We start from the raw sequence: 24,611 nt of genomic DNA on the forward strand, positions 1-24,611 counted from the left end.
GCTGGTTGCGACCCGAAACGGTCAGACAACGAACCAAAGCAAAGCAGTCGCTGGCAAAAGAAAGATGCCGATTTTCATAGTTTACTTATAGCTGCGCAGCAACCTGGATAGGCGTCTAACTCGTTGATCTAGTTATGTATTTTAGAAGGTAGAGATCACCACAATATCCCGCGCCGTCGAGCTTATGCCGCAGGTTCTGCTTGATACGGGTACATTACTCACCGAGTACTTACGGGAAAAATAATGAACATGCACCTTTGTCTGATCGGGGTTCTAACCTTGTCGTTCCTATACGGCTGCGATAGGTCCTCGCAATCCGACACCAATCTTGTCCTGGCGAGCTCTGAAGCGCAAATCCGCGCGGCGAAGAAGGCCGATGAGGCCAGGGAACGAGAAGCGAAAACCGCAGAATGTCGAGCCGACATGGACGCCAAGGTGGCGGACTATCACAAACTTATAGCCAATAAGGAGTACTGGCCTGCAGTTCTCCGTATACGTTTCTGCGCCCAACTTCTGGATGATCCCAAGCTTAGGGAGCTCGTTGCTGAAGGGGAGATACTGTCTTACAGACAAAATATAGATAATCCAAAACTTTCTGACTTCGATAGGCTGCGTGCCGGCGAGTCGTTCGAACGAGACTATCCCGATCAAGCCGAAAAATATCAACGTACCATCAGTTCGTTGAGGTTGCGCGTCGAGGTAAATCAAGCGAATAATGGTCGAATGAACTCTGATCGGTCTTATGCCTCCTCAGAAATAAATTCTATCGCTCGAAATTCTGTCGCTCGAAATTGCTTTCTTGCTGCTGGCGCACCCGACCCGCTGCTATTTCCAAATCACCAAGTGACGCCTAGCCAGCTGACATCGATAGCTAACTGCATGCAACCTTATCTGAAGAGGTAGTAAGCAGAGATTTATAATGCCCACTGCTTCAGAGCAGCGTTAAAGAATAGCAAGCGAAAACTTAGAAAGCAAGTTCCTTGCGTGTGATGATCTTTCTACTATATGGATGTGCATCAAAAAATTCTCAACGCATGTATCTGATACTTACCAATTTAACGGGGTTGGTGAGACGTGCGCAGCAAGAATTACTTTGTCACCAATAAATTATCTGAGGCAGGTACTTTCAAAAGTGTTGCCCGCCGTTTCTCGTGATAAATAACAAGTTGAGCTTGCCTCCATCAATATCGAATCTTGAAATAATAGCTACCTATGCAATATCACTGCGCAACTTAGCAACTAGTCATTCCCCCTTACCACAAAATTTTCCAAGTGTAAAAGCAATCGAATGCTGGTCCGATGCTGAGGACTATCTGCATCGCAATTAGCTCGGCCTAGCACTTGACTGCCTGACAGACCTTGGCGAGCTTGCGGTGCTCCATCAGAGGTCCAGCAGGAACTTCTGCTAGCTGCATGCAACGTAGTGGCTCGGGAGATAGCCGATGCAATCCGGGTCAAGCTCTAAAAAATTCATTCGAGCCGAACCCGCCTCGCGGGTCGGATTAATTCAGGCGTTAGGTGACCTAGATAAGGTGCAGCGTGGATAAAGAAACAGTTATCTTGATTAGTGCCGTCATAGCTGCGATTGCTTCATTTGTTGGTCTTTTTTTAAAAATCGGTGCCGATCAAAACACCGAATTGCGCGGGGTGAAGCGCAAGGCGCTGGAGGCTTACATCGTTGACCTAGGCCAGGCACTTCATGAAGTGGTGGCTTCAAGTAATACGCTGCTTCAGCCCGCAAAGGAAAAGCAACGACCCAGATGGATTGAAAGGGCTAAAAATGCCCAGAAGACCCTAAAGTTGCTTCGTCCAAGGGTTCGCTATTCTCTTTGGGGGGCTGAGGATGCTATTCGCAGTTTGAGCTATCTTCCTGACTGGGCTGCTCGAAGGTCGGCAAATTTGAACAATACGCGAGATCTTATTGAAAAGGCTACCGCGCTTAGGTTTGAATTGGACGTTGTGATTCGTAATTGTTATGATGATGGTCGAGTCCCATGTTTGCGTGAGCGTCTCCGGCTCAAGTACCGGAACTATCGCTTTCTAAAAGCTTGGGGGAAGACGAAGGATACTTTCTATGAGGAACCGGATGAGGTTTCTGAATCACAGTCAACGAACCATGAGTTGAGGGACAGCTTTCCACTTAGCCATCCGAACGCTCTCTTCCTACCTACGGCTGCTTTCCCACATAAGACTGAAATCAAGGGTGCTGCACCTCACTTTTGAATCCGCCATCACTTTAGACACCAACAAACCATCATTCATTGGGAGCGTACAAATATGAAGCGTAATTGGGACACCATTCGTGAGCTCTTGGCCAAGGTTGAAGAGTGCACACTGCCTGTCGAGATGGTGCGTCTTGGAGATTTCCCCGAGGAGCGGGCCGCTGAAATCTCCTATCACATGGCGCTCCTAATCGAAGCGGGGCTGGTTAAGGGTCAAATGGTTAAGACCGTTGGGCCTGAAGTGACGGACTTCATTGCTGGCAAACTGACATGGAGCGGTCATGAGTTCTTGGATTCAATCCGCAGTGAAACCGTTTGGAAAAGGACCAAAAAAGTGTTTGCGGAGCAAGGTGTTTCCATGACATTTGATTTGGTCAAAGAGGGAGCCAAGCAGGTGGCCACAGCACTTCTCGGCGGCGCGGTTGGTGGCTAACCATTCATTGCAGCCGACCCAGGCCGACTGAATTCAAACGTTGAGCGTCCTCTTTCTTTGGCTCTCACCGGCTGGTGCTGGCCGGGACCTGCCACCGAACCCTCGAATCACAAGGGCTCATCAACACACCGGTCCAGGCGGCCAATAGCCATGCGCCTCGATGCCCGAATTGAGCACCGCCAGCCGATTCAGGCCAGCATGTCAAAGCCCTGTATTTCAACCGCCACAAACGCCCGGGTGAACCCGGCCAGTGCGGCGTAGAACTTGGCTTTGGGGTGTGCGGCCACGGTGTCGCACATGGTGTGTGCCCAGGGTTGCAGGTGGGCGTTGAAGAACTTTTGTTGCTGGGTCAGGTTGGACACCTCGACTTCGTCGCCTGCGATCAGGTAGCGCATGACTTCGCACAGGTAGGCGAAATGGTCTTCGGTTTCTGACATGGTGTCGTCGCGCCCGAGGCCGAGCGCGGCGAGGTCGCCTCGCAAAGCGGCCAGCGGTTTTTCGTTCAAAAAACCGCTGAGGTAGTGCGAGCCAAACAGGAAAATTTCGGGCTTGCCGATACCGCCAAACAGGGCGTCGAATTCCACGGCCACGGCAGCGTCGTCCACCGCGCGGGCGGCGGCCACCAGGTCGCGCCAGGGTTCTTCCAGGAAGCCACCGGCGGCGGGTGCTTCGGTGACGGCCACGCGCAGTTGCGACATGAGTTCAGGCGTGGGCGGCGCGTAGAACAGCGCGGCCAGCAGGCCGTACACCTCGGCGCGGGCGGTTTCTTCGTCGAGGGCGGAGGACACGGGAATGGAGTCGTTCATGTTGCTTGCTGCTTGGATTCGCTGTGCGCGACAAAACTGGGCATGCCAGAGCCTGGCAAGGCGCACCGTGAACCTGGCTGTGCCAGGCCACAGGCGTGCTCCCCCTGGGGGGAAGACGCGAAGCGGCGCAGGGGGTTACAGATCATGGATGCGGGTTTCGCCCGGGTTGGAGTAGATGTCCACCACGCGGCAGTCGCCGCACATTTTCAGGCGTTCCAGCGCTTCGCCCTGGAACATGGCGTGGCCGGCGAGCTTGCCCAGCATCACTTCAATGCCTTTGAGCGTGCCAAAGGGTTTGCTGCAGCGGATGCACTGGTAGGGCTGGGCTTCGTTGAGCACGCGCAGTTGTTTGCGCTGCTCGGACAGCAGCAGGCGCGGCGTGAGCGTGATGGCGTTTTCGGGGCAGGTGCTGGCGCACAGGCCGCACTGCACGCAGTTTTTTTCAATGAAGCGCAGTTGCGGGCGCTCGGTGTTGTCTTGCAGGGCGCTGGCCGGGCAGGCGCTGACGCAGCTCAGGCACAGCGTGCAGGTGTCTTTGTTGACGGCGATGCTGCCCAGCAGCGATGCGGCAGGCAGCGCGAGCGCTTCGCCGGCCTGGACGCGCTGCGGGTGGGCAGCACTGTCTTGCAGCAGGTGGTCAATGGCCAGCTCGACGGTGGCGCGCTTTTCGGCTTGCACGGCAAAGCTCGCGCGGCGTTTGACGCCCTGCGCCGGGGCTTCGCCCAGGGCGGCGTCGAGCGCCATGAGGTCGCGGGCGTCGCGCGCCTCAAGCAGCTTGAAGTGTTGGCCGCTGTAGCCCAGGCCGCTCACGATAGCCTGCGCCACCGCCATTTGCTCGACCACGGCGTCGCGGTACTGCGGGGCTTCTTCTCCCGTCATGAGCACCCACACTTGGCTGGCGCCGTAGGCAAAAGCGGTGAGCCACACGTCAAGCCCCACCGAGGCGGTGTGCCACAGCGGCAGCGGGATGACGCGAGCGGGCACGCCGCGCACGGTTTTGTCGAGCGCGGCGGCACGGCCCAGGTCGCTGATGAGGGCGGCGCCGGCTTCCTGGCTGTGCAGCAGCAGTGCCGCGTCTTTGCCACCGGCTTTGGCGTAGGTGGCGAGCAGGGTGCGCAGTTTCACGCCCTGCTCGCTGGCGCGGGGGTAGGCGTAGCTCAGAGCGCCGGTGGGGCACACGGTGGTGCAGGCGCCGCAGCCCACGCACAGGTTGGGGTTGACGACGATCTGGTTGCGCTTCACGTCGCTGCTGATGGCGAGCGCCGAACAAATCTCGACGCAGGCGTTGCAGCCCACGGTTTCGTTGCGGCTGTGGGCGCAGATTTTTTGTTTGTAAGTGAAAAACTTGGGTTTTTCGAACTCGCCCACCAGGTTGCGCAGCTTGATGATGGCCTGCATGGCGGCGGCGTCGTTGAGGCCCCCGGGCAGGTGCACGTAGCCTTGCGGGTGCGCGTGTTGGCTGAAGGCAGGCGCTTTGCGCAGGTCGAGCACCAGGTCAAACTTATCGCTGTGGCTTTGGGGCGCGCGCTGGAAATTGATGGCGCCCACGGCTTCGCAGGCTTTCACACACGCGCGGTGCGACTGGCAGCGGCTCATGTCGATCTGGTAGTCCAGACCAATGGCATCTTCAGGGCAGGCGGCCACACAGGCGTTGCAGCGAGTGCACAGGTCCAGGTCAATCGGGTTGCTGGTGGTCCACTGCACGTCAAACGCACCCAGCCAGCCGCGCACCTGGGGCAGCTCACCGGCAATGACTGGGAAGCGGCGCGCCTGCATGCCGGCACCGCCGATGGCCATGAGCGTCACGTCCAGCACATCGGCCACCAGCGCGGCGGCGCGCTCGGCGTCTTCCAGCGCGCCGATGACCAGCAGGCGCCCGGCGCTTTTGTAGGTGACGGTGGGCACAGGCTCGGCGTCGGGCAGGCGGGCGGCGGCCAGCAGGGCGGCCATTTTGGGCGTGGCTTGGGCGGCTTCGCGGCCCCAGCCACCGGTTTCCCGGATGTTCACAAAATGAATGGGCCGCACGTCGAGCGACACAGCGCCCTCGGTTTGCTCAGCCAGCTCGGTGAACAGGCGGCTTTCTTGCGTGCAGGCCACCACCAGGTCGTCGCTGCTGCGGCAGGCCTTTTGAAAGGCCGGCGCGTCGCGCCGGCACAGGGTGGTGTGCAGTGTCAGGTCTTCATCCAGCGCCTCGCCCAGGGCTTTTGCGTTCAGGGGCATGGTCTGGTTGCAGTTGCAGATCAGCGTGGTCATCGTGGTTTTCTGGTTGTGCCAGCGCAGTGGCTGCGCCGGTGGGGGTGTCGGGTGCTGCTTCAAGCTCAGCGCCAGCGGTGTTGGCTTGAGGCTGTGCTGGCGCGTCGCTGTCGGGCGGTGCCTCCTCGGGCGAGGCATCGCCAGCCGGAGCCACGGCCACTGTGGCGGGCTTGGCCTCGTTGGGGTCGTCCACCAGTTTCAAAAACTGGGCGCCCACCATTTTGGCCATCATGGCTGCGGACAAAGGGCTGGGCTGGGAATAGTCGTCGATGTAGATGTCGAGCCCGTCCATCACGTTGTAGTGCGGATCGGTGAACAGCTTCTTCATGGCGGCATTGCGCACCTCGGCGGGCACCTGGCGGCCAATGAAGGGTTTGAAGTCGGCGTCGCGGGTGAGTTTCGCCACGTCGTCGAGCGTGAGCACCGGGGGTGCCTCGGCAGCGGGTGGTGCGGCGGGCGCATCGGCGCTCGGTTGGGCCTTTTCAGGCTGCTCAGGGGCGAGCGACGGGGCAGCGCGGGCCACCAGGGGCGCCGGCGCCGCTGGTGGGGGCGGCTCCACCGGCAGCGGTTGGCCGGTGCGCACCTGCACCTTGCGGCGCGACCAGCGCGAAAAAAAGTTGTCGTCGTCAGCGGCCATGGCCACCTCCGTTGCCCTGGCCGGGGCGGGCCGGCGCTGGGCCAGGCTGTGGGCCGGTGGGCCGCTTTTCGGTGCTGATGCGCACCGGCTGACCAAACCGGTCGGTCAGGGTTTTGAAGCTGTCCGGGCGCTTGCGGCGTTTGGGCTCGGGCTGGTAGGTGGTGTCGACAAAGGCGCGCAGCCAATCCACCGCATCTTCTGGCGCGGCCACCTGCTCCACGCGCTCTTGTGCGTCGAGCCAGCGCCCGGCGTCGTGGTAGCTCAGCGTCACGGTTTGCGGCACGGCCAGGGGCTCGCCGTCCACCAGCTGGGCTTCGTCGGGGCGCCACACCACCCAAAAGCAGGGCGTGGGGCTGTTCAGGTTCAGAAAATAGCCTTCGGCGTCGTCACGAAACAAGGTGACGCGAAAGCGCGGAAACAGCCAATGGGTGGACGCACCGTGGCCGGCGCCATCAATGGGTTCGACGGCCTGCGGCTCGTGCACGTCGTCGGGTGTGAGGGCGGTTGTTACTTCGGGGCTGCTGCGCAGCAACACGTCGGCCAGCACCCAGCGCCAGGCTTGCCAGCGGCTCATGGGGCCGCTCACCGGCTCGCGGCGCATGACCACGTCCACCTCGATGGCGGGGCGGTTGGGGGTGGGGGTCATGGGGTTTTCGGTCATGTTGGAAAGACCGCAATGTAAGCCATCCCGGACCGGCTCAGCGGGCGCCGGGCGCTTTCCCCGTTGCGGGCAGTGCTTTCAGAGGGGAAACCCTGATAAAACGGCACAAAAACCGCACCCAGAAAAAAGGGTCTGGTGGGCAACGCCCGCCAGACCCTTTGTTGCCGGGTGGTCACCCACCCACGTTCAGGCGCTCAATAGGTTTCCAGGTGCAAGCGGCCTTCGCGCTTGAGCGCCGCGCCCAGGGTGTCCCAGTTGAGGCCGGCGTTTTGTGCCGCATCGCGCAGGGCCAGCACCACGCCCTCTTCCATGCTTTTCAGGCCGCACACGTAAAAGTACGCGTTGGGGTCTTGCAGCAGGGGCACGAGGTCGGCGGCGCGCTCGCGCATGGCGTCTTGCACATAGCGCTTGGGTTTGCCTACCTCGCGTGAGAACGCAAATTCAACGTCGATGAAGTCTTTGGGTAAATTGTTGAGCGGGCCGAAGTACGGCAGCTCGGCCGGCGTGCGGGCACCAAAGAACAGCATGAGTTTGCCGCCTTCAAATTTGCCGGAAGCGCGCTGGCGCCGGCGCCACTCGGTCATGGCGCGCATGGGTGCGCTGCCGGTGCCGGTGCAGATCATGACGATGTGGCTCTTGGGGTGGTTGGGCATCAAGAAGCTGCTGCCAAACGGCCCGATCACCTGCACGGTGTCACCCACTTGCAGGTCGCACATGTAGTTGCTGGCCACGCCGCGCACCGGCTGGCCCTGGTGGTCCTCCAGCACGCGCTTGATGGTGAGCGACAGGTTGTTGTAACCGGGGCGCTCGCCGTTGCGCGGGCTGGCAATGGAGTACTGGCGCGCGTGGTGCGGTTTGCCGTTGGCGTCGGTGCCGGGCGGCACGATGCCGATGGACTGGCCTTCGAGCACGGGGAACGGCATGCTGCCGAAGTCGAGCACCACATGGTGGGTGTCGTAGTCGTGGCCGGCCTGTTTGCCGACCTCGGTCACGCGCACGCTGCCCACCACGGTGGCGGTGACGGTTTTCTGCGCGGCCTTGGGGCCATACAGGTTGGTGTAGGCATGGGCGGCCGACCAGGGCGGCACATGGGCGCCAAACGCACCCGAGTTGAACGCGGTCTCGCCGGTGGGGTCGGCCGCCACGGCGGCTTCGGTCTCGGCCTCTGGCGCAGGCTCGCCGGCGGCATCGTCGCCGGCCAGCGCTTTGCGCTCTTCGGCAGACAGCTCCACCGGCAGTTCGTCCCAGGTGAGCTGCTCGGCCAGCGAATAGACCTTGATGCGCGGCATGGTGCGGTAGTTGTCGATCGAACCCGTGGGGCACGGCGAGATGCAGTCGTTGCACCAGTTGCACTTTTCGGCGTCCACCACGTAGTTGCGCGAATCGTGCGTGATCGCGCCCACGGGGCAGATGGCTTCGCAGGTGTTGCAGCGGATGCAGATTTCAGGGTCGATCAGGTGCTGCTTGATCACAGCGGCTTCGGCTGGGGCGTTCATGGGTGGTCTCCGGCTTCTCGTGGGGATGCTTGGGTCTGGATTGTCGTGGCTTCTTGATGAAAGCGCTGGGCTGGGGCAAACAACGCCGCTCGAATCTCTGGTGGCTTTGGCACGTCACCGCACGGGCCGGGGCGACCGACTCCGTTCGTGTCCCCCGCCGGCCTGCCGCCGGCTCCTCCTGTACCTAACTGCGCCGGTCACCCCGACCCGTGCTCATCAGAGGCAAAAAAAGGAACGCCCCGGTGTAGCCGGGGCGGGAGGTGCCCCACCCAGGATGCGGTGGAACCGGCTTTGCCGGGCCACTCGCATCGCCCCCTGGGGGGTGACGCGCCCTTGGGCGCGGCGCGGGGGGTCAACAGTTCAAGCGAAGCGGATGTACTCAAAGTCCACCGGCTGGCGGTTGATGCCCATGACCGGCGGCGCGATCCAGTTGGCGAACTTGCCGGGATCGACCACGCGGCCCATAAGGCTGGCCACAAAGGCGCGGTCGCTCTCGCTGGGCAACCAGTTGTCGCGGTTGGCGTTCCATTCGGACTCGGAGATCACGCGGCCTTCGGGCGCCACTTTCACGCCCTTGAGCATGCCGATGTTGCGGTGGAAAGCCTTGTGCGGCACGGTCAGGCGCACGGGGATGCCGGCCTTCTCGATCACCTTGTTCCAGCGCTCGACGCCGCCCACGCTGTCCTTGATGTAGTCGTCGCGCAGCACTTCGTTCAGCGCGTTGAGCATCGGCACTTCTTTTTCCACCAGCTGGCCGTTTTGCACGTTCAGCACCTTGTAGAACTGACCCTTGAGCACGTGGTCGTCGGTGCGCTTGCCTTCTTCATAGCGCCCCTTGAGGCCGGTGCTGTAGAAGGTGGCGGCGTTGCTGGACTCGTCGGCACCGAACAGGTCGATCGTCACCGAGAAGTGGAAGTTCAGGTAGCGCTGGATGGTCGGCAGGTCGATCACACCGGCGGCGCGCAGCTTGGCCGGGTCGTCGGTCTTCAGCTCGTTCATCACCTGGCAGGTGCGGTTGATCACGCGGCTCACGCCCGACTCGCCCACGAACATGTGGTGCGCTTCTTCGGTCAGCATGAACTTGGTGGTGCGGGCCAGCGGGTCGAAGCTCGACTCGGCCAGGGCGCACAGCTGGAACTTGCCGTCGCGGTCGGTGAAGTAGGTGAACATGAAGAACGACAGCCAGTCGGGCGTCTCTTCGTTGAAGGCTTCCAGAATGCGCGGGTTGTCAGCGTTGCCGCTGTTGCGTTCCAGCAGGGCTTCGCCTTCTTCACGGCCGTCTTTGCCGAAATACTTGTGCAGCAAATACACCATGGCCCACAGGTGACGGCCCTCTTCCACGTTCACCTGGAACAAGTTGCGCAGGTCGTACTGGCTGGGCGCCGTCAGGCCCAGGTGGCGCTGCTGCTCCACCGAAGCCGGCTCGGTGTCTCCCTGCGTCACGATGATGCGACGCAGGTTGGCGCGGTATTCGCCAGGCACGTCTTGCCAGGCGGCTTCGCCCTTGTGGTCGCCGAAATGGATCTTGCGGTCTTGCTCGGCGGGGTTCAAAAAGATGCCCCAGCGGTAGTCGGGCATCTTCACGTGGCCGAACTGCGCCCAGCCCTGCGGGTCCACGCTCACGGCGGTGCGCAGGTAGACGTCAAAGTTTTGCGAGCCGTCCGGGCCCATGTCGTCCCACCACTTCAGGTAGTTGGGCTGCCATTGCTCCAGCGCGCGCTGCAGCGTGCGGTCTTCGCTCAGGTTGACGTTGTTCGGAATTTTGTCGCTGTAGTCGATGGTGGACATGTTTTGGCTCCTGCAGGTTTCTCGTTCGGTGGACTGCTCTAAGGTTGCGGCTGGCTCCACCGGGAAACCCACCGCACAACAAGACTCAAGGAATCGGATCAGACGCGGTTCATGTCGAACTGCGCTTTGTCGCCTTTGCCGTAGACCTTCAGCGCACCCTTTTCGCCCACGGCGTTGGGGCGCTGGAAGATCCAGTTTTGCCAGGCGGTGAGGCGGCCAAACACGCGGGTGGCCATGTTTTCTTTTTGTGCAAAACGCAGGTTGGCTTCCAGGCCGGTCAGGGCGTCGGGCGACATGGACGCGCGCTCTTCCAGCGCCATACGCACTTCGTCGGCCCAGTCGATGTCGTCGGGCGCGGCGGTGACCAGACCCAGGGCCAAGGCAGCGTCGGCGTCGAGTGACTTGCCGATAGCGCCGCGGGCGGCTTCCATCGGGCCCACCTCTTCATAAAAGCGGCGCTGCAGGCGCGACTGGTCGTTCACCATGGGCAAGAAGCCAAAGTTGAACTCGCTGAGCTGCAGCTTGGGTGCCTTGTCGGCGTCGTCGGGCAGGGCCAGCATGTAGGCGCGGTCGGCGCAGAAAGCCAGTTCGGCCAGCGTGCCGGCGAAGCAGGAGCCTTCTTCGATCAGGGCAAACAGACTGCGCGACGACACGTCCAGGCGGGCGAAGGTGCGGCGCAGCGCGCCGATGGTCTCGTTCACAAACCAGTGGTCTTTGTGGGCCAGCATCAGGGCGTCGTTGGCCAGCACCGCGGCGGCATCGCCTTCGGTCTTCAAGATCCAGGTGCCGATGTCGAGTTCGTTGGTGCGAAGGTTGAGGATGGCGTCGTCGAGCTCGCGGGCCATGTGCAGCGGGTACCAGGCGGCACCGGCGGCTTCGATGCCGGCTATTGTCGTGGGCTGCGCACCGCTCGGTGCCTTCAGGGTGAGGGTGGCGTTGCGCTTGGCGCGGTCAATGGCCACATTCACATAGGTGTAGGCAATGCCGTCGGCGCTGTCGGTGCGCTCAACGCGTGGCAGGGCCACACCTTTGGCGCCGGCTGGACGGCTGCTTTGGGCGGCCAGCTTGGCGGCGCGCTCGGTCACGGCGGCGGCAAACTGCTGCGGCTTGGCCACGGCGTCCACCAGGCGCCAGTCCACAGCCTTTTGGCCGCGCACGCCTTCGCTGGTGGTGCAGAAAATGTCGGCCAGGTCGTGGCGCACATGGCGCTTGTCGGTCACGCGGGTCAGGCCGCCGGTGCCGGGCAACACGCCGAGCAAAGGCACTTCGGGCAGGCTCACGGCGCTGGAACGGTCGTCCACCAGCAAGATTTCGTCGCAAGCCAGGGCCAGCTCGTAGCCGCCGCCGGCGCACGCACCGTTCAGGGCCGCCAGGAATTTCAGGCCGCTGTGTTTGCTGGTGTCTTCAATGCCGTTGCGGGTTTCGTTGGTGAACTTGCAGAAGTTCACCTTCCAGCCGTGGCTGGACACACCGAGCATGAAGATGTTGGCGCCAGAGCAAAACACACGGTCCTTGCCGCTGGTGACCACCACGGTGCGCACTTCGGGGTGCTCGAAGCGCACGCGGTTCAACGCATCGTGCAGCTCAATGTCCACACCCAGGTCGTAGCTGTTGAGCTTGAGCTTGTAGCCGGGGCGCAGGCCGCCGTCTTCGTCGATGTCGATCGACAGCGTGGCCACGTCGCCAGCAAAGGCGAGCTTCCAGTGGCGGTACTGGCTGGGTTCGGTGCGGTAGTCAACGGCGGTGCTGGTGGTCATGTCTGTCTCCTCGGGCGGGTGTTCGGCTGGGGGACACCCGTGGACACGGGTGCTGCACCGGGTCTGGCCTGCACTCAAACGCCTGTCAGAACCCGTTGATGTGAATAATATTGCATCTTTTTAAAAACGTCAATGCACTTTTATGCATGCCATGAAACACCCAGCACCTCGCGCACTTGCTGGCGCAGGGCGGCAAAGGCGTCGTCCACGTTGTAGGCACTGGTGTTGAATTGCAGATCGGCCTTGGAATAGAAGGCCGAGCGCCCAGCCAGAATGCGCTTCAAATCTTCCATGGCTTCGCGGCTGGCGGCCATGGGGCGCATGTCGCCTTGTGCCGCCACGCGGCTCATGTGGTCGGCCGGGTCGGCCTGCAGCCAGATGGTGGTGCAGTGGCTCAGCAACAGGTTGAAGTTGGCAGCGTCTGAAACCAGGCCACCGGGCGTGGCAATCACCACCTCGGGGTAAATTTGAATCGCCTCTTCCAGCGCGCGGCGCTCGTAGCGGCGGTAAGCCGGCGTGCCATAGAGTGCGTGGATTTCGTTGATGCTGCAGCCCGCAAATTTTTCAATTTCGCGGCTCAGTTCAATGAAGGCGTAGCCCAGGTCGTCGGCCAGGCGCTGACCCAGCGTGGACTTGCCCGCACCGCGCAGGCCAATGAGCGCGATGCGGGCGCTGCGGCCCACGTCACCCCCCGCCACAGCACCGCCGCCCAGCAGGCTGCCAATGGCCACGCGCGCGCGGCGCAGGTCGGCTTCGTTGCGGTTCTCCAGCAGCTCCCGTATGAGCAGCCATTCGGGCGAGCTGGTGGTCACGTCACCCAGCAGCTCGGTCAAGGAACAATGCAGCGCCTGCGACACCTGCAGCAGCACCAGCACCGACGCGTTGCCGGTGCCGTACTCCAGGTTGGCCAGGTGGCGCTCTGACACGTCGGCCGCCACGGCCACGGCCTTGCGCGTCATGCCGCGACGCGAGCGCAGCGTGCGCACCCGCTCACCCAGCGCCACCAGAAACGGGTGGCGCGGGGCTTCGTCGGGCGTGGCGTCGAGGGTGCCCGCCGTAGCGGGGGCCAGGTCCACGGCCGGGGCTTTTGCGGTCGCCAGTTGGTTCATAAATGTGCTCTTCAATTCAGGGAAAACCCTAGTTAGACTTGCCAGTCTGCGAAACATGCACTTTAATGCATGCTGTGTCAGGCGCAAGATAATGCATTTATAGCGTCAATCCCGACCGGCGAACAGCCCTCCCCGATACCCTTACCCAGCGAGACCCCATGACCACTCTGCCTTTGCTCCCCAACTTCCTCGCCGGCCGCTGGCAAACCGGTGCCGGCAACGGCACCACCCTGCTCGACCCGGTGCAGGGCACCGGCCTGGTGCGCGTGAGCAACACCGGCCTGGACCTGACCGAGGGCTTTGCCTTTGCCCGTGAACAGGGCGGCGAAGCCTTGCGAGCACTCACTTACAAACAACGGGCCGGTTTGCTCAGCGAGATGGTGAAAGTGCTGCAAGCCAACCGCGACGCCTACTACGAGATCGCCACCGCCAACTGCGGCACGGTAACCAAAGACTCGGCGGTGGACATCGACGGCGGCATCTTCACCCTGGGCTACTACGCCAAGCAGGGCGAGGCCCTGGGCGACGCGAACTTGCTGCTCGACGGCGAGCGCATCCGCATGGGCAAAGACCCGGTGTTCCAGACCCAACACGTGCTGAACCCCACGCGCGGCGTGGCGCTGTTCATCAACGCCTTCAACTTCCCGAGCTGGGGCCTGTGGGAAAAAGCGGCGCCCGCGCTGCTTTCGGGCGTGCCGGTGATCGTGAAACCCGCCACCGCCACCGCCTGGCTGACCCAGCGCATGGTGCAAGACGTGGTGGACGCCGGTATCTTGCCGGCGGGCGCGCTGTCGGTCATCTGCGGTTCGTCGGCGGGGCTCATGGACCAGTTGCAGCCGTTTGACGTGGTGAGCTTCACCGGCTCGGCTGAAACGGCCCGCATCATCCGCAGCCACCCGGCGGTGGCCGAGCGGTCGGTGCGCTGCAACATTGAAGCCGACAGCCTGAACAGCGCCCTGCTCGACCCCGCCGCCACCGAAGGCAGCGAAGCCTTCAACCTGCTGGTGGCCGAAGTGGCGCGCGAAATGACCGGCAAGAGCGGTCAGAAATGCACCGCCATTCGGCGCATTTTTGTGCCGCGCGCCCTGTTTGACGCCGTGGCCCAGGCCATTGGCGCCAAGCTGGCCAAAACCACCGTGGGCAACCCCCGAAACGAAACCACGCGCATGGGCTCGCTGGTGAGCCGCGAGCAATTTGACAGCGTGCTGGCCGGCATCGACCACCTGAAAACCGAAGCCGAGGTGCTGTTTGACGGCAACAGCGCCGCCCTGGTGGACGCTGAGCGCGCCGTGGCCGCCTGCGTGGCACCCGTGCTGCTGGGCCACCGCCAGCCCACGCAAGCCCAGGTGCTGCACGCGGTGGAGGTGTTTGGCCCGGTGGCCACGCTTATGGCCTATGACGACGAAGCGCAGGCCTACGCGCTGATTCGCCGTGGCGAAGGCTCGCTGGTGGCGTCGGTTTACAGCGCCGACCCGGCCTTCATGGCCCGCGCTGCGCAGGCGCTGGCCGACAGCCATGGCCGCGTGCACATCATCAGCCCCGACGTGGCCGCCAGCCAGACCGGCCACGGCAACGTGATGCCCATGAGCCTGCACGGCGGCCCCGGCCGCGCAGGTGGTGGCGAAGAGCTGGGCGGCCTGCGCGCGCTGGGCTTCTACCACCGCCGCAGCGCCGTGCAGGCCAGCAGCGCCGCGCTGGACGTGCTGGCCGCTACGGGCATATCTTTCAAACCGTGAGCCCGATCCCCGTTTGAGTTGACTCAACGACCGTGCGCACTGAGTTGGTCGAAGGGCTCGCGAGGGCTTCGACAGGCTCAGCCCGAACGGGGTGTATTGCAGAACATAGCAGGAGACAAACCATGAGCCACACCGACACGACCGCCCCACCGGAGCGCTTCAACTTCGCCCGCCACCTGATCGCGCTCAACGCCGGTCGGGCTGGCAAAGCTGCGCTGATCGACGACGCCGGCTCGCTCACCTACGGCCAGTTGGCCGACCAGGTAGAGCGCTTTTCCGGTGCGCTGCAGGCGCTGGGCCTGAAGCGCGAAGAGCGCGTGTTGTTGCTCATGCACGACTGCAGCGACTGGGTGGTGGCGTTTCTGGGCGCGCTGCACGCGGGCGTGGTGCCGGTGGCGGTGAACACCCTGCTCACGACCAAAGACTATGGCTACATGCTGGCCAACAGCCGGGCGCAAGCGGCGCTCGTCTCAGCCGCGCTGCTGCCCACGCTGCAAACGGCGCTGGAAGCGGGCGGCCACGAGGTGAAACACCTGGTGGTCTCACGCGCCCACGATGCCCTGCCTGCGGGCGCGCATGACATGGCAGCGCTCGTGGCCGCGCACGCCCCGGGCGAGGGTGCCGACACGCACGGCGACGAGCCTGCCTTCTGGCTGTATTCCAGCGGTTCCACCGGCAGTCCCAAAGGCACGGTGCACACACAGGCCAGCCTGTACTGGACCGCCGAGCTCTACGGCAAGGCGGTGCTGGGTCTGCAGGAAAACGACACGGTGTTTTCCGCCGCCAAACTGTTCTTTGCCTACGGCCTGGGCAACGGCCTGAGCTTCCCGCTGAGCGTGGGTGCCAGCGTGGTGCTGATGGCCGAGCGGCCCACGCCGCAGGCCACCTTCAAACGCATGGTGGACCACCAGCCCACGGTGTTTTTTGGTGCGCCCACCGGCTACGGCGGCATGCTGGCATCGCCCGACCTGCCGGCCAAAAGCCAGGTGGCGCTGCGCCTGTGCTCGTCGGCGGGCGAGGCGCTGCCGCGCGACATTGGCGAGCGCTGGACGGCCCATTTTGGCTGCGAGATCATCGACGGCATTGGCTCCACCGAGATGCTGCACATCTTTTTATCCAACCGCCCGGGCGACGTGCGCTACGGCACCACCGGCAAGGCGGTGCCAGGCTACGAGGTGCAATTGCGCAACGAAGACGGCAGCGTGATCACCGGCCACAACCAGATCGGTGATCTCTACATACAAGGCCCGAGCGCGGCGCTGATGTACTGGAACAACCGCGCCAAATCGCGCGACACCTTCCAGGGCAGCTGGACCAAAAGCGGCGACAAATACACCCGCGACCCCGACGGCTACTACACCTACGCCGGACGCAACGATGACATGCTCAAGGTCAGCGGCATCTACGTGAGCCCGTTCGAGGTGGAGGCCACCCTGGTGCAGCACCCAGCCGTGCTCGAAGCCGCTGTGATCGGCAAAACCGACGACGACGGCCTGACCAAAACCAAGGCCTATGTGGTGCTGAAAAATGGCGCGCAAGCCACCGAAGCCGAACTGCAGGCCTTCGTGAAAGAAAAACTCGCGCCTTACAAGTACCCGCGCTTCATTGAGTTCATGGACGAACTGCCCAAAACCGCCACCGGCAAGATCCAGCGCTTCAAGCTGCGCGACTTGGAAACGCAGCGGCTGTTTGAGCGCTAAAACGCTGATTCAGCGGGCGGGCTCCTGCGCCGATTGCGGGAGCCCAAACACCCGGTCAAACACCCAGGTGAACACCACCGTGTAGACCAGGAAAAACACCAAAATGCCCAGATCGGCCACGAAGGCCTCCCACCAGGTGATGCCCAGCCAGCCGGCCATGACGGGCACCAAAATCAGCGCCAGCCCACCCTCAAAGCCCAGCCCATGGGCAGCCCGGCGCTGCCACGACCGGCCCTTGACGGACTGACGCGATTCCCAGCGTTCAAAGAAGAAGTTGAAGGTGTAGTTCCAGGCCAGCGCAATGCTGGACATGGTGACCGAAAGCCCCAACGAAGACAGCGGCGACTGCCCAAACACCAGCACCAGCATGGGCGCGACGCAGGCGATGGCAAAGGTCTCGTACAGGACGGCCTGAACGATGCGGCGGGTGCGGGGGGACAAAGACATGGACGCAGGCGGTTGCCGGAATTTCGGTGAAACCAAAGAAAAGGGCCGCTTCTGCGGCCCCGGGGTGTGCAGGCGAAAGCGGTTCAGGTTTCTTTCGAAATCTTGATGCTCGGAAACTTGCTGGAAAAGTCTTTGGCGCGGGCGGCGATCTTGATCGCCACCTGGCGCGCCACGGCTTTGTAGATGCCAGAAATTTCACCGTCCGGGTCGGCCACCACGGTGGGCATGCCGCTGTCGGCTTGCACGCGAATCTGCATGTTCAAGGGCAGTGCGCCCAGGTAGTCCATGCCGTATTCGGCCGCCATGTTTTTGCCGCCGTCGGCGCCAAAAATGTGCTCGGTGTGGCCGCAGTTGGGGCAGCAATACACCGCCATGTTTTCCACAATGCCCAAAATGGGCACGCCCACTTTTTCAAACATCTTGATGCCCTTGCGCGCGTCGAGCAGGGCAATGTCTTGCGGTGTGGTCACGATCACGGCGCCGGTCAGCGGCACGCGCTGGCTCAGGGTGAGCTGGATGTCGCCAGTACCGGGTGGCATGTCCACGATCAAATAGTCCAGGTCTTTCCAGTTGGTCTGGCGCAGCAACTGCTCCAGCGCCTGGGTGGCCATGGGGCCGCGCCAGATCATGGCTTCGTCGCGGTCCACCAGGAAACCAATCGAAATCACCTGCACGCCGTAGTTTTCCAGCGGCTCCATGGTCTGGCCGTCGGCGCTCTCGGGGCGGCCTTCCACGCCCATCATCATGGGCTGGCTGGGGCCATAAATGTCGGCGTCCAAGATGCCCACCTTGGCACCCTCGGCGGCCAGCGCCAGGGCCAGGTTGACGGCGGTGGTGCTCTTGCCCACACCGCCCTTGCCCGAAGCCACGGCGATGATGTTTTTCACCTGCGGCAGCAGCTGCACACCACGCTGCACAGCGTGTGCCGTGATCTTCATGCTCATGTTGACCGACACGTTGTCCACGCCAGCAACGCCTTTGGCCGCCGCAATGAGGGCCTTGCGCAGTGCCGGCATCTGGCTCTTGGCGGGGTAGCCCAGCTCCACGTCAAACGACACATCGCCGTCCTGCGTCTGCAGGTTTTTAACGGCCTTGGTGGACACGAAATCTTTGCCGGTATTGGGATCGGTCACAGCCTGCAGGGCAGCCAGCAGCGCTTGTTGGTCAACGGCCATTGTGGGAAATCTCCTGTGGGGAACGGTTTTTTGGTGTTGGAAGAGGTGGCGCGAAGTCTACCCGCCCGCCCGACCCCACCGGATACACACAAACACCATGAGGGCTTCCCCCAAAGCCACGTGGCGCCCTGGGGCGTGCAGCTTGCCAAGCCGCGTGCGCCCATGCGCCCTAAAATCACGGGTTCCCCTGATAGAAAGCCCCTGCCATGAGCCAGAGACGCCTGTTCGTCACCACCGCCCTGCCCTACGCCAACGGCCATTTCCACATCGGCCACATCATGGAATACATCCAGGCCGACATCTGGGTTCGTTACCAGCGCATGCAGGGCCACGAAGTGCACTTCGTCTGCGCCGACGACGCGCACGGTGCGCCCATCATGATCGCGGCCGAAAAGGCCGGCAAAACGCCGCAGCAGTTCGTGGCCGACATCGCCTCGGGTCGCAAACCCTACCTGGACGGTTTCCACATCGGGTTTGACAACTGGCACAGCACCGACGGACCCGAAAACCACCAGCTCGCACAAGACATTTACCGCGCGCTCAAGGCCAACGACCTGATCGAGACCCGCACCATCGAACAGTTTTTCGACCCCGCGAAAAACATGTTTCTGCCCGACCGCTTCATCAAGGGCGGTTGCCCCAAATGCGGCGCCAAAGACCAATACGGCGACAACTGCGAAGTGTGTGGCGCGGTGTACGCCCCCACCGAGTTGCACAACCCTTACTCGGCGCTCTCGGGCGCGGTGCCGGTGCTGAAAACGTCTGAGCACTTTTTCTTCAAGTTGTCCGACCCGCGCTGTCTGGCCTTCCTGGACCAGTGGACGCAAAGCGGTGCGGTGCAGCCCGAGGTGCTGAACAAAATTGCCGAGTGGATCGAACCCGGCCCGGACGGCAAACCCAAAATGGGCGACTGGGACATCAGCCGCGACGCGCCGTATTTCGGCATTGAAATTCCGGACGCACCGGGCAAGTATTTCTACGTGTGGCTGGACGCGCCCATTGGCTACCTGGCCTCGCTGAAAAACTACTTTGCCAAAACCGGGCGTGACTACGACGCCTTCATGGCCGACCCGACCACCGAGCAGTTCCACTTCATCGGCAAGGACATCATCACCTTCCACACGCTGTTCTGGCCGGCCATGCTGAAGTTCAGCGGCCGCAAGGTGCCCAACGCCGTCTTTGTGCACGGCTTCCTCACCATCAACAACGGCGAAAAGATGAGCAAGAGCCGGGGCACCGGCCTGAACCCGCTGAAATACCTGGAACTCGGCATGAACCCCGAGTGGCTGCGCTACTACCTGGCGGCCAAGCTCAGCGGCAAAAACGAAGACGTGGACTTCAACCCCGAAGACTTCATGGCCCGCGTCAACAGCGATCTGGTGGGCAAATACATCAACATCGCTTCGCGCGCAGCCGGTTTCATCGCCAAGCGCTTTGACGGCCGACTCGGTGCCGTGTCGGCCGACGGCGACGCCCTGCTGGACCACCTGCAAACCCTGGCGCCCACGGTGGCCGAGCTGTACGCCGAGCGCGAATACGGCAAGGCGCTGCGCGAAATCATGCTGCTGGCCGACCGCGTCAACGCTTATGTGGACCAAAACAAGCCCTGGGAACTGGCCAAGCAAGAAGGCATGGAAGGCCGCCTGCAAGATGTGTGCACCACCTGCATCGAAGCCTTCCGCCTGATCTCGCTCTACTTGAAGCCGGTGCTGCCCGCGCTGGCCGCCAACGTGGAAGCCTTCCTGAACATCGAGCCCCTCACCTTCGCTGACGCCGGCCGCCTGCTGGGCGCCGGCCACACCATTGGCGCCTACCAGCACCTGATGCAGCGCGTGGACGTGAAGCAGCTGGATGCGCTGTTTGAACCTCCGCCGGCAGCGGAAGAGCCCAAGACCGTGCCCGGTGGCGAGCCGATTGCCGACACGATCTCCATCGACGACTTCGCCAAAGTCGACCTGCGCATCGCACACATCGTGAATTGCGAAGCGGTGGAAGGCTCGACCAAGCTGCTGCGCCTGACGCTGGACGTGGGCGAAGGCAAGACCCGCAACGTGTTCAGCGGCATCGCCAGCGTCTACAAGCCCGAAGACCTGGTGGGCAAGCTCACCGTGATGGTGGCCAACCTGGCGCCTCGCAAGATGAAATTTGGCGTGAGCGAGGGCATGGTGCTGGCCGCCAGCCACGCCGACGAAAAGGCGCAGCCTGGCATTTACATCCTGAACCCGTGGCCGGGCGCCACACCCGGCATGCGCATCCACTGACCGCCGCGCATGTTTGAACCCATCCGCGGCTTCACCAGCCTGCAGCGCACGCCGCAGGCCGACTTGAAGCTGGGCTCGGTGCTGGCCTTTGTGGCCGGCGCGGCCAACGCGGGTGGTTTCCTGGCGGTGGGTCAGTACACCTCGCACATGACGGGCATCCTGTCGTCCGTGGCCGACAACCTGGTGCTGGGCCAGCTGGTGCTGGCGGGCGCCGGGGTGGGCGCGGTGCTGGCTTTTTTGCTCGGTGCCATGACCACCGCCTGGCTAGTCAACTGGGGCCTGCGGCGCGAACTGCGCAGCGCCTACGGCCTGCCGCTCATGCTTGAAGCCTCGCTGCTGCTGGTGTTTGGCCTGTTTGGTGCCGCCATCAGCCTGTTCACCACCGTGTTTCTGCCGCTCACCGTGGTGCTGCTGTGTTTCATCATGGGCTTGCAAAACGCGGTCATCACCAAGATTTCACGCGCGGTCATCCGCACCACCCACATCACCGGCCTGCTCACCGATCTCGGCATCGAGCTGGGCAAACTGCTCTATGTGAACCGCCAACTGGGCCACCAGCCGGTGCGCGCCAACCGCCAGCGCCTGCGCGTGCACGGCCAGCTGATCGCCTGCTTCTTTCTGGGCGGTCTGGCCGGCGCGCTGGGCTTCAAATACGCGGGCTACATCAGCACCGTGCCGCTGGCGGCGCTGCTGTTGCTGCTGGTGCTGCGCCCGGCGCTGGACGACTGGCAGCGCCTGCGCGCAAACTGACCAGCGCTCAGCGGCTGCGGTCCAGATCCGGATCGCGCACCGACAGGGTTGAAACCACCCGCAGATCGGGCGAGAAGATGACCGTGAACACCTTGCTGTCGCTTTCGTTCGGCCCGTCCAGGTAGCGCCAGTCGTAGTGGGTTTCTTGCTTCAGGGCGTAGGTGGTGATTTTCATCGGCTTGCCGAGCATGCGGCGCACGTCTTCCATCATCATGCCGGGCTGCACCTGCGCAAAGGTGCGCGGGTTGAGCACCTGGCGCAGCGCGGTCATCTTGCCGTCGGGGCCAATGGTGATCATGTAGTTGGTGTGGCCTGCGGGCTGGCGGTTGTATTCGTACACCTGGGCGCCGTCCGGGCCGTCCCACACCGCTTCGGGGGCGCCAAAGCGCTCGCGCACGTCGGCCTCGGTGGACAGCCCCTCTTCCAGCTCGCTGATGTTTTGCGGGTCGCAGGCCGCCACCAGCAGGGCCAGCAGGCCCGCCAGCAACCAGCGGGGCAGGTGGTGCCAGGTTGTGTTCATCTGATTTCCCTCAAAAAACACCAAAAAGTCAGTGTAAACCCTCAGGTCGACGTCATCTTCCTGTAAGTTCTGCGAACCGTCGCAAACGGTAACATTTCACGATGCTGAAAAACCTGCCCCCCCTGGCGCCGTTTCGACCCCGCTTGCTGAACGACCTCAAGGGCTACAACAGCGAAAAACTGGCCAAAGACATGGGGGCCGGTGCCACGGTGGGCATTGTGGCGCTGCCGCTGGCCATGGCCTTTGCCATCGCCAGCGGGCTCAAACCCGAGGCCGGGCTGTGGACCGCGATCATTGCGGGCTTCATCATTTCAGCGCTGGGCGGCACCTCGGTGCAGATTGGCGGACCGGCGGGCGCGTTCATCGTCATCGTTTACGGCATCGTTGAGCGCTATGGCGTGGCCAACCTGCTGATCGCCACCGCCAGCGCCGGGGTGTTGCTGTTTCTGCTCGGCCTGTTCCGGCTGGGCACGCTGGTGCGTTACGTGCCGGTGAGCGTGGTGATTGGCTTCACCAACGGCATTGCGGTGCTCATCGGGCTGTCGCAGGTGCGCGACCTGCTGGGGCTGGACATCGCCAAAATGCCGGGCGACTTTTTCAGCCAGATCAGCACCCTTGCCGGCCACATTGGCAGCTTCAACCTGTACGCGTTTGGCCTGGGTGCGGTGTGCGTGGCGGGGCTGTTTGTGTGGCCGCGCCTGTGGGCGGTGGACTCGCAGTTTCGGCGCCAGCTCGACAAAATTGAAACCGTGAGCGCGTTGCGCGCCACATCGCGCGTGCCAGCGCCGGTGGTCGCGCTGATCTCGCTGTCTCTGGTGGCCTGGTTGTTCAGCCTGCCGGTGGAAACCATCGGCTCGCGCTTTGGCGGCATTCCGCAAGGGGCGCCCGCGTTTGAGCTGCCCGCTTTTTCATGGGAAACCGTGAAGATGCTGGTCACGCCCACCCTCACCATTGCGCTGCTGGGGGCCATTGAGTCGCTGTTGTGCGCGCGCGTGGCCGACCAGCTCGGCGACGCGCCCAAGCACGACCCCAACCAGGAACTGATGGCCCAGGGCATTGCCAACGCCGTGGTGCCGTTCTTTGGCGGCATGCCCGCCACCGGCACCATTGCCCGCACGGTGACCAACATCCGTTCGGGCGCGGTGTCGCCCGTGGCGGGTATGGTGCACGCCCTCACGCTGGCCGCCGTGGTGCTGCTGGCCGCGCCGCTGGCGGCCCACATACCGCTGGCGGTGCTGGCGGGTGTGCTGATGTTTGTGGCCTGGAACATGGGCGAATGGCGCGAGTTTGGCCGCCTCAAGCAGTTCAGCAACCACTACCGGCTCATGATGGTGTCCACTTTTCTGGTCACGATCGTGTTTGACCTGACGGTGGCGGTGGAACTGGGCCTGGTGCTGGCCGTGGTGCTGTTTGTGCGCCGCCAGAGCGACATCTTTCGCGCCGAGCCCATTTCGCGCAACGGCCAGCAGCTCACCTTCCGGCTGTATGGCTCGCTGTTTTTTGGTGCCGTGGCCAAGATCGATCCCATCGTGGCCGAGGTCGAGGCCTCACCCACCCCGGTCAACGTGATGCTGGACGCCACCCAGCTCATCTCGCTCGACACCACCGGGCTGGATGCGCTGGAACAGTTGCACAAAGCGGTGCACAAGCGCGGGGGCCACCTGGGCATCGTGGGGCTGAACGCCCAACCCCGCTCGCTGATGGAGCGCTCGGGTTTCGCGGCCCATCTGCACACCTTTCAGTGAAGCCCCCGGCCGCCCCACATGCAACACAGCCCGGCCCCGCTCCAGAGCCCGATTGCCGAACGCATGGACTGGCTGTTTGGCCTGGCCCAGCGGCACGCGCAAGACTACGCCAGCCCCGAAGCCTGGCTGGCGCGGCAGCGCTACCTGGCCCGCCACCCCACGGCCATCCTGGTGATGAAGTGCATGGACGGGCGCATCAACATCCCCATTGCCACCCAGACGCCCAAGGGCATCATCCAGCCGTTTCGCAACCTCGGCGGCATCTTCAACCTGGGCTGGCCGCACCTGGGCGAAACGCTCACCGCCACCATGGACAAGGTGGTGCGCAGCGGCCGCCAAGCCCTGGTGATGATCACCTACCACTATTCGAAGGGCGACGAGCGCCGGGGCTGTGCCGGCTTTCACTACCGCACCGACGACGCACGCGCCCACACGCTCGACATCCAGCGCGAGGTGTCGGTGTTGTTTGGGGCCACCCACGGCACGGTCTATCCGCTGGTCTGTGGCTTCGAGACGGACGAAGACGCGATCGTGGTGCACGGCACCCAGGGCGAGACCCTGAACCTGGCCGAACTCGGTGAAGCCGACCGTGAAACCCTGCCGGCGCGTCTGTTGCAATTGCTGCCGGACATGCCGACCCAGATCCGCGCCGACCTGTTGCCGTTGCTGGAGGGCAACTTGAAGCACATTGCGGCCATCCGGCGGCTGACCCGCACCTTGGACATTGAGCACCGGAAGTTGTCAAGCTAGTTGTCGCCTGAGGTTGTCAAATCAAGCTGCCTTCTGATCGGACTCCTTGGTTTGTGGGCTGTCTGGGTTTAGGTGAACCTCGTCGATGAAGGTCCAGTTGCGGGTGTTTCCTGACCAACGCGCTGGATGTTGTTGCCTGGCTTTTTCATAGACCGCAGCACGTGCGTGCAGCAAAGCTTCATCGGTCTGTGCATGGCGCTGCGCGGGGGTCACGAAGCTGATTGCACTGTGCCTGTGCTGCTCGTTGTACCAGTGCACCAGCTCGGTCACCCAGCGCCTGGCCTGCATCAGATCGGCAAACGGCTTGAGCGGCAGCTGCGGGCGGTACTTCAAGGTCTTGAACAGCGATTCGGCGTATGGGTTGT

21 protein-coding genes are annotated in these 24,611 nt (G+C 62.9%); 9 read left to right on the forward strand and 12 right to left on the reverse strand.

Translation table 11 applies throughout. The features are described from left to right. Positions 1 to 243: 243 nt before the first annotated feature. The 3 genes from AC0GNR_RS14705 to AC0GNR_RS14715 all read left to right on the forward strand — a co-directional run bounded on the left by AC0GNR_RS14705 (position 244) and on the right by AC0GNR_RS14715 (position 2,655). Entirely contained in the window at positions 244 to 903 is a 660-nt protein-coding gene (locus tag AC0GNR_RS14705) for a hypothetical protein (RefSeq protein ID WP_472901664.1), read from the forward strand. Positions 904 to 1,539: 636 nt separating this feature from the next. After that, positions 1,540 to 2,223 carry a hypothetical protein gene (locus AC0GNR_RS14710; RefSeq protein WP_472901665.1) on the forward strand — a complete coding sequence of 228 codons (684 nt, stop codon included), beginning with the start codon at positions 1,540 to 1,542 and terminating at the stop codon, positions 2,221 to 2,223. Positions 2,224 to 2,277: 54 nt separating this feature from the next. Then, positions 2,278 to 2,655 (forward strand): DUF2513 domain-containing protein, encoded by a 378-nt coding sequence (locus AC0GNR_RS14715; protein WP_472901666.1) that lies wholly within the window; start codon positions 2,278 to 2,280, stop codon positions 2,653 to 2,655. Between the two features lie 188 nt (positions 2,656 to 2,843). On the opposite strand, the gene AC0GNR_RS14720 is transcribed toward AC0GNR_RS14715, so the two are convergent. The 8 genes from AC0GNR_RS14720 to AC0GNR_RS14755 all read right to left on the reverse strand — a co-directional run bounded on the left by AC0GNR_RS14720 (position 2,844) and on the right by AC0GNR_RS14755 (position 13,162). Then, on the reverse strand, positions 2,844 to 3,461 hold the full coding sequence (locus AC0GNR_RS14720; protein ID WP_472901667.1) for a TorD/DmsD family molecular chaperone: 618 nt from the start codon (positions 3,459 to 3,461) through the stop codon (positions 2,844 to 2,846). Between the two features lie 135 nt (positions 3,462 to 3,596). Beyond that, a complete protein-coding gene (locus tag AC0GNR_RS14725; protein WP_472901668.1) occupies positions 3,597 to 5,681 on the reverse strand; it encodes a 4Fe-4S binding protein in 2,085 nt (694 codons plus the stop codon). Continuing rightward, positions 5,641 to 6,351: a DUF3306 domain-containing protein gene (locus tag AC0GNR_RS14730; RefSeq protein ID WP_472901669.1), complete on the reverse strand. Its 711-nt coding sequence runs from the start codon at positions 6,349 to 6,351 to the stop codon at positions 5,641 to 5,643. Before AC0GNR_RS14730 ends, AC0GNR_RS14725 begins: the two co-directional genes overlap by 41 nt. Then, positions 6,341 to 6,997: a DUF3305 domain-containing protein gene (locus tag AC0GNR_RS14735; RefSeq protein WP_472901670.1), complete on the reverse strand. Its 657-nt coding sequence runs from the start codon at positions 6,995 to 6,997 to the stop codon at positions 6,341 to 6,343. The genes AC0GNR_RS14730 and AC0GNR_RS14735 overlap by 11 nt, the downstream gene beginning before the upstream one ends. Before the next feature lie 209 nt (positions 6,998 to 7,206). Further along, on the reverse strand, positions 7,207 to 8,508 hold the full coding sequence (boxA, locus tag AC0GNR_RS14740; protein ID WP_472901671.1) for a benzoyl-CoA 2,3-epoxidase subunit BoxA: 1,302 nt from the start codon (positions 8,506 to 8,508) through the stop codon (positions 7,207 to 7,209). A 360-nt stretch (positions 8,509 to 8,868) separates the two neighbouring features. Then, a complete protein-coding gene (boxB, locus tag AC0GNR_RS14745) occupies positions 8,869 to 10,296 on the reverse strand; it encodes a benzoyl-CoA 2,3-epoxidase subunit BoxB (protein WP_472901672.1) in 1,428 nt (475 codons plus the stop codon). A 98-nt stretch (positions 10,297 to 10,394) separates the two neighbouring features. Beyond that, positions 10,395 to 12,053, reverse strand: a complete 1,659-nt coding sequence (gene boxC / locus AC0GNR_RS14750) for a 2,3-epoxybenzoyl-CoA dihydrolase (RefSeq protein ID WP_472901673.1) — start codon at positions 12,051 to 12,053, stop codon at positions 10,395 to 10,397. 140 nt (positions 12,054 to 12,193) lie between these two features. Continuing rightward, on the reverse strand, positions 12,194 to 13,162 hold the full coding sequence (locus tag AC0GNR_RS14755; protein ID WP_472901674.1) for a helix-turn-helix transcriptional regulator: 969 nt from the start codon (positions 13,160 to 13,162) through the stop codon (positions 12,194 to 12,196). 158 nt (positions 13,163 to 13,320) lie between these two features. Here AC0GNR_RS14755 and AC0GNR_RS14760 point away from each other — a divergent pair, with 158 nt between their 5' ends. Next, the gene (locus AC0GNR_RS14760; protein WP_472901675.1) at positions 13,321 to 14,898 is read left to right on the forward strand and encodes a 3,4-dehydroadipyl-CoA semialdehyde dehydrogenase; all 1,578 of its coding nucleotides are present in this window, start codon (positions 13,321 to 13,323) and stop codon (positions 14,896 to 14,898) included. 122 nt (positions 14,899 to 15,020) lie between these two features. Continuing rightward, the gene (locus tag AC0GNR_RS14765; protein WP_472901676.1) at positions 15,021 to 16,598 is read left to right on the forward strand and encodes a benzoate-CoA ligase family protein; all 1,578 of its coding nucleotides are present in this window, start codon (positions 15,021 to 15,023) and stop codon (positions 16,596 to 16,598) included. Positions 16,599 to 16,607: 9 nt separating this feature from the next. Here the strand turns inward: AC0GNR_RS14765 and AC0GNR_RS14770 are convergent, their stop codons facing one another. After that, the gene (locus AC0GNR_RS14770) at positions 16,608 to 17,045 is read right to left on the reverse strand and encodes a PACE efflux transporter (RefSeq protein ID WP_472901677.1); all 438 of its coding nucleotides are present in this window, start codon (positions 17,043 to 17,045) and stop codon (positions 16,608 to 16,610) included. An 83-nt stretch (positions 17,046 to 17,128) separates the two neighbouring features. Then, complete coding sequence (gene apbC / locus AC0GNR_RS14775; RefSeq protein ID WP_472901678.1) at positions 17,129 to 18,220, reverse strand: iron-sulfur cluster carrier protein ApbC; 1,092 nt, start codon at positions 18,218 to 18,220, stop codon at positions 17,129 to 17,131. Positions 18,221 to 18,426: 206 nt separating this feature from the next. Here apbC and metG point away from each other — a divergent pair, with 206 nt between their 5' ends. Further along, positions 18,427 to 20,481, forward strand: coding sequence for a methionine--tRNA ligase (gene metG, locus AC0GNR_RS14780; protein WP_472901679.1), 2,055 nt, complete (start codon positions 18,427 to 18,429; stop codon positions 20,479 to 20,481). Between the two features lie 9 nt (positions 20,482 to 20,490). Then, the gene (locus AC0GNR_RS14785) at positions 20,491 to 21,231 is read left to right on the forward strand and encodes a YoaK family protein (protein ID WP_472901680.1); all 741 of its coding nucleotides are present in this window, start codon (positions 20,491 to 20,493) and stop codon (positions 21,229 to 21,231) included. A gap of 7 nt (positions 21,232 to 21,238) precedes the next feature. Here the strand turns inward: AC0GNR_RS14785 and bamE are convergent, their stop codons facing one another. Further along, positions 21,239 to 21,751: an outer membrane protein assembly factor BamE domain-containing protein gene (gene bamE / locus AC0GNR_RS14790; protein ID WP_472901681.1), complete on the reverse strand. Its 513-nt coding sequence runs from the start codon at positions 21,749 to 21,751 to the stop codon at positions 21,239 to 21,241. A gap of 101 nt (positions 21,752 to 21,852) precedes the next feature. On the opposite strand from bamE, the gene AC0GNR_RS14795 reads away from it, so the two are divergent. Continuing rightward, entirely contained in the window at positions 21,853 to 23,496 is a 1,644-nt protein-coding gene (locus AC0GNR_RS14795; RefSeq protein ID WP_472901682.1) for a SulP family inorganic anion transporter, read from the forward strand. An 18-nt stretch (positions 23,497 to 23,514) separates the two neighbouring features. Further along, positions 23,515 to 24,246: a hypothetical protein gene (locus AC0GNR_RS14800; protein WP_472901683.1), complete on the forward strand. Its 732-nt coding sequence runs from the start codon at positions 23,515 to 23,517 to the stop codon at positions 24,244 to 24,246. 21 nt (positions 24,247 to 24,267) lie between these two features. On the opposite strand, the gene AC0GNR_RS14805 is transcribed toward AC0GNR_RS14800, so the two are convergent. Then, positions 24,268 to 24,611, reverse strand: a 344-nt coding sequence (locus tag AC0GNR_RS14805) for an integrase core domain-containing protein (protein ID WP_472900213.1), incomplete at its 5' end; no start/stop codon positions are given.

The organism is Hydrogenophaga sp. LT287, assembly GCF_055702805.1.

What these genes read in the sequence shown, in the direction of transcription:
- AC0GNR_RS14705 (WP_472901664.1), top strand. Translation starts at nt 244, where the DNA reads ATGAACATGCACCTTTGTCTGATCGGGGTTCTAACCTTGTCGTTCCTA.
- AC0GNR_RS14715 (WP_472901666.1), top strand. Translation starts at nt 2,278, where the DNA reads ATGAAGCGTAATTGGGACACCATTCGTGAGCTCTTGGCCAAGGTTGAA.
- AC0GNR_RS14720 (WP_472901667.1), bottom strand. Translation starts at nt 3,461, where the DNA reads ATGAACGACTCCATTCCCGTGTCCTCCGCCCTCGACGAAGAAACCGCC.
- AC0GNR_RS14725 (WP_472901668.1), bottom strand. Translation starts at nt 5,681, where the DNA reads ATGCCCCTGAACGCAAAAGCCCTGGGCGAGGCGCTGGATGAAGACCTG.
- AC0GNR_RS14730 (WP_472901669.1), bottom strand. Translation starts at nt 6,351, where the DNA reads ATGGCCGCTGACGACGACAACTTTTTTTCGCGCTGGTCGCGCCGCAAG.
- AC0GNR_RS14735 (WP_472901670.1), bottom strand. Translation starts at nt 6,997, where the DNA reads ATGACCCCCACCCCCAACCGCCCCGCCATCGAGGTGGACGTGGTCATG.
- boxA (WP_472901671.1), bottom strand. Translation starts at nt 8,508, where the DNA reads ATGAACGCCCCAGCCGAAGCCGCTGTGATCAAGCAGCACCTGATCGAC.
- boxB (WP_472901672.1), bottom strand. Translation starts at nt 10,296, where the DNA reads ATGTCCACCATCGACTACAGCGACAAAATTCCGAACAACGTCAACCTG.
- boxC (WP_472901673.1), bottom strand. Translation starts at nt 12,053, where the DNA reads ATGACCACCAGCACCGCCGTTGACTACCGCACCGAACCCAGCCAGTAC.
- AC0GNR_RS14755 (WP_472901674.1), bottom strand. Translation starts at nt 13,162, where the DNA reads ATGAACCAACTGGCGACCGCAAAAGCCCCGGCCGTGGACCTGGCCCCC.
- AC0GNR_RS14760 (WP_472901675.1), top strand. Translation starts at nt 13,321, where the DNA reads ATGACCACTCTGCCTTTGCTCCCCAACTTCCTCGCCGGCCGCTGGCAA.
- AC0GNR_RS14765 (WP_472901676.1), top strand. Translation starts at nt 15,021, where the DNA reads ATGAGCCACACCGACACGACCGCCCCACCGGAGCGCTTCAACTTCGCC.
- AC0GNR_RS14770 (WP_472901677.1), bottom strand. Translation starts at nt 17,045, where the DNA reads ATGTCTTTGTCCCCCCGCACCCGCCGCATCGTTCAGGCCGTCCTGTAC.
- apbC (WP_472901678.1), bottom strand. Translation starts at nt 18,220, where the DNA reads ATGGCCGTTGACCAACAAGCGCTGCTGGCTGCCCTGCAGGCTGTGACC.
- metG (WP_472901679.1), top strand. Translation starts at nt 18,427, where the DNA reads ATGAGCCAGAGACGCCTGTTCGTCACCACCGCCCTGCCCTACGCCAAC.
- AC0GNR_RS14785 (WP_472901680.1), top strand. Translation starts at nt 20,491, where the DNA reads ATGTTTGAACCCATCCGCGGCTTCACCAGCCTGCAGCGCACGCCGCAG.
- bamE (WP_472901681.1), bottom strand. Translation starts at nt 21,751, where the DNA reads ATGAACACAACCTGGCACCACCTGCCCCGCTGGTTGCTGGCGGGCCTG.
- AC0GNR_RS14795 (WP_472901682.1), top strand. Translation starts at nt 21,853, where the DNA reads ATGCTGAAAAACCTGCCCCCCCTGGCGCCGTTTCGACCCCGCTTGCTG.
- AC0GNR_RS14800 (WP_472901683.1), top strand. Translation starts at nt 23,515, where the DNA reads ATGCAACACAGCCCGGCCCCGCTCCAGAGCCCGATTGCCGAACGCATG.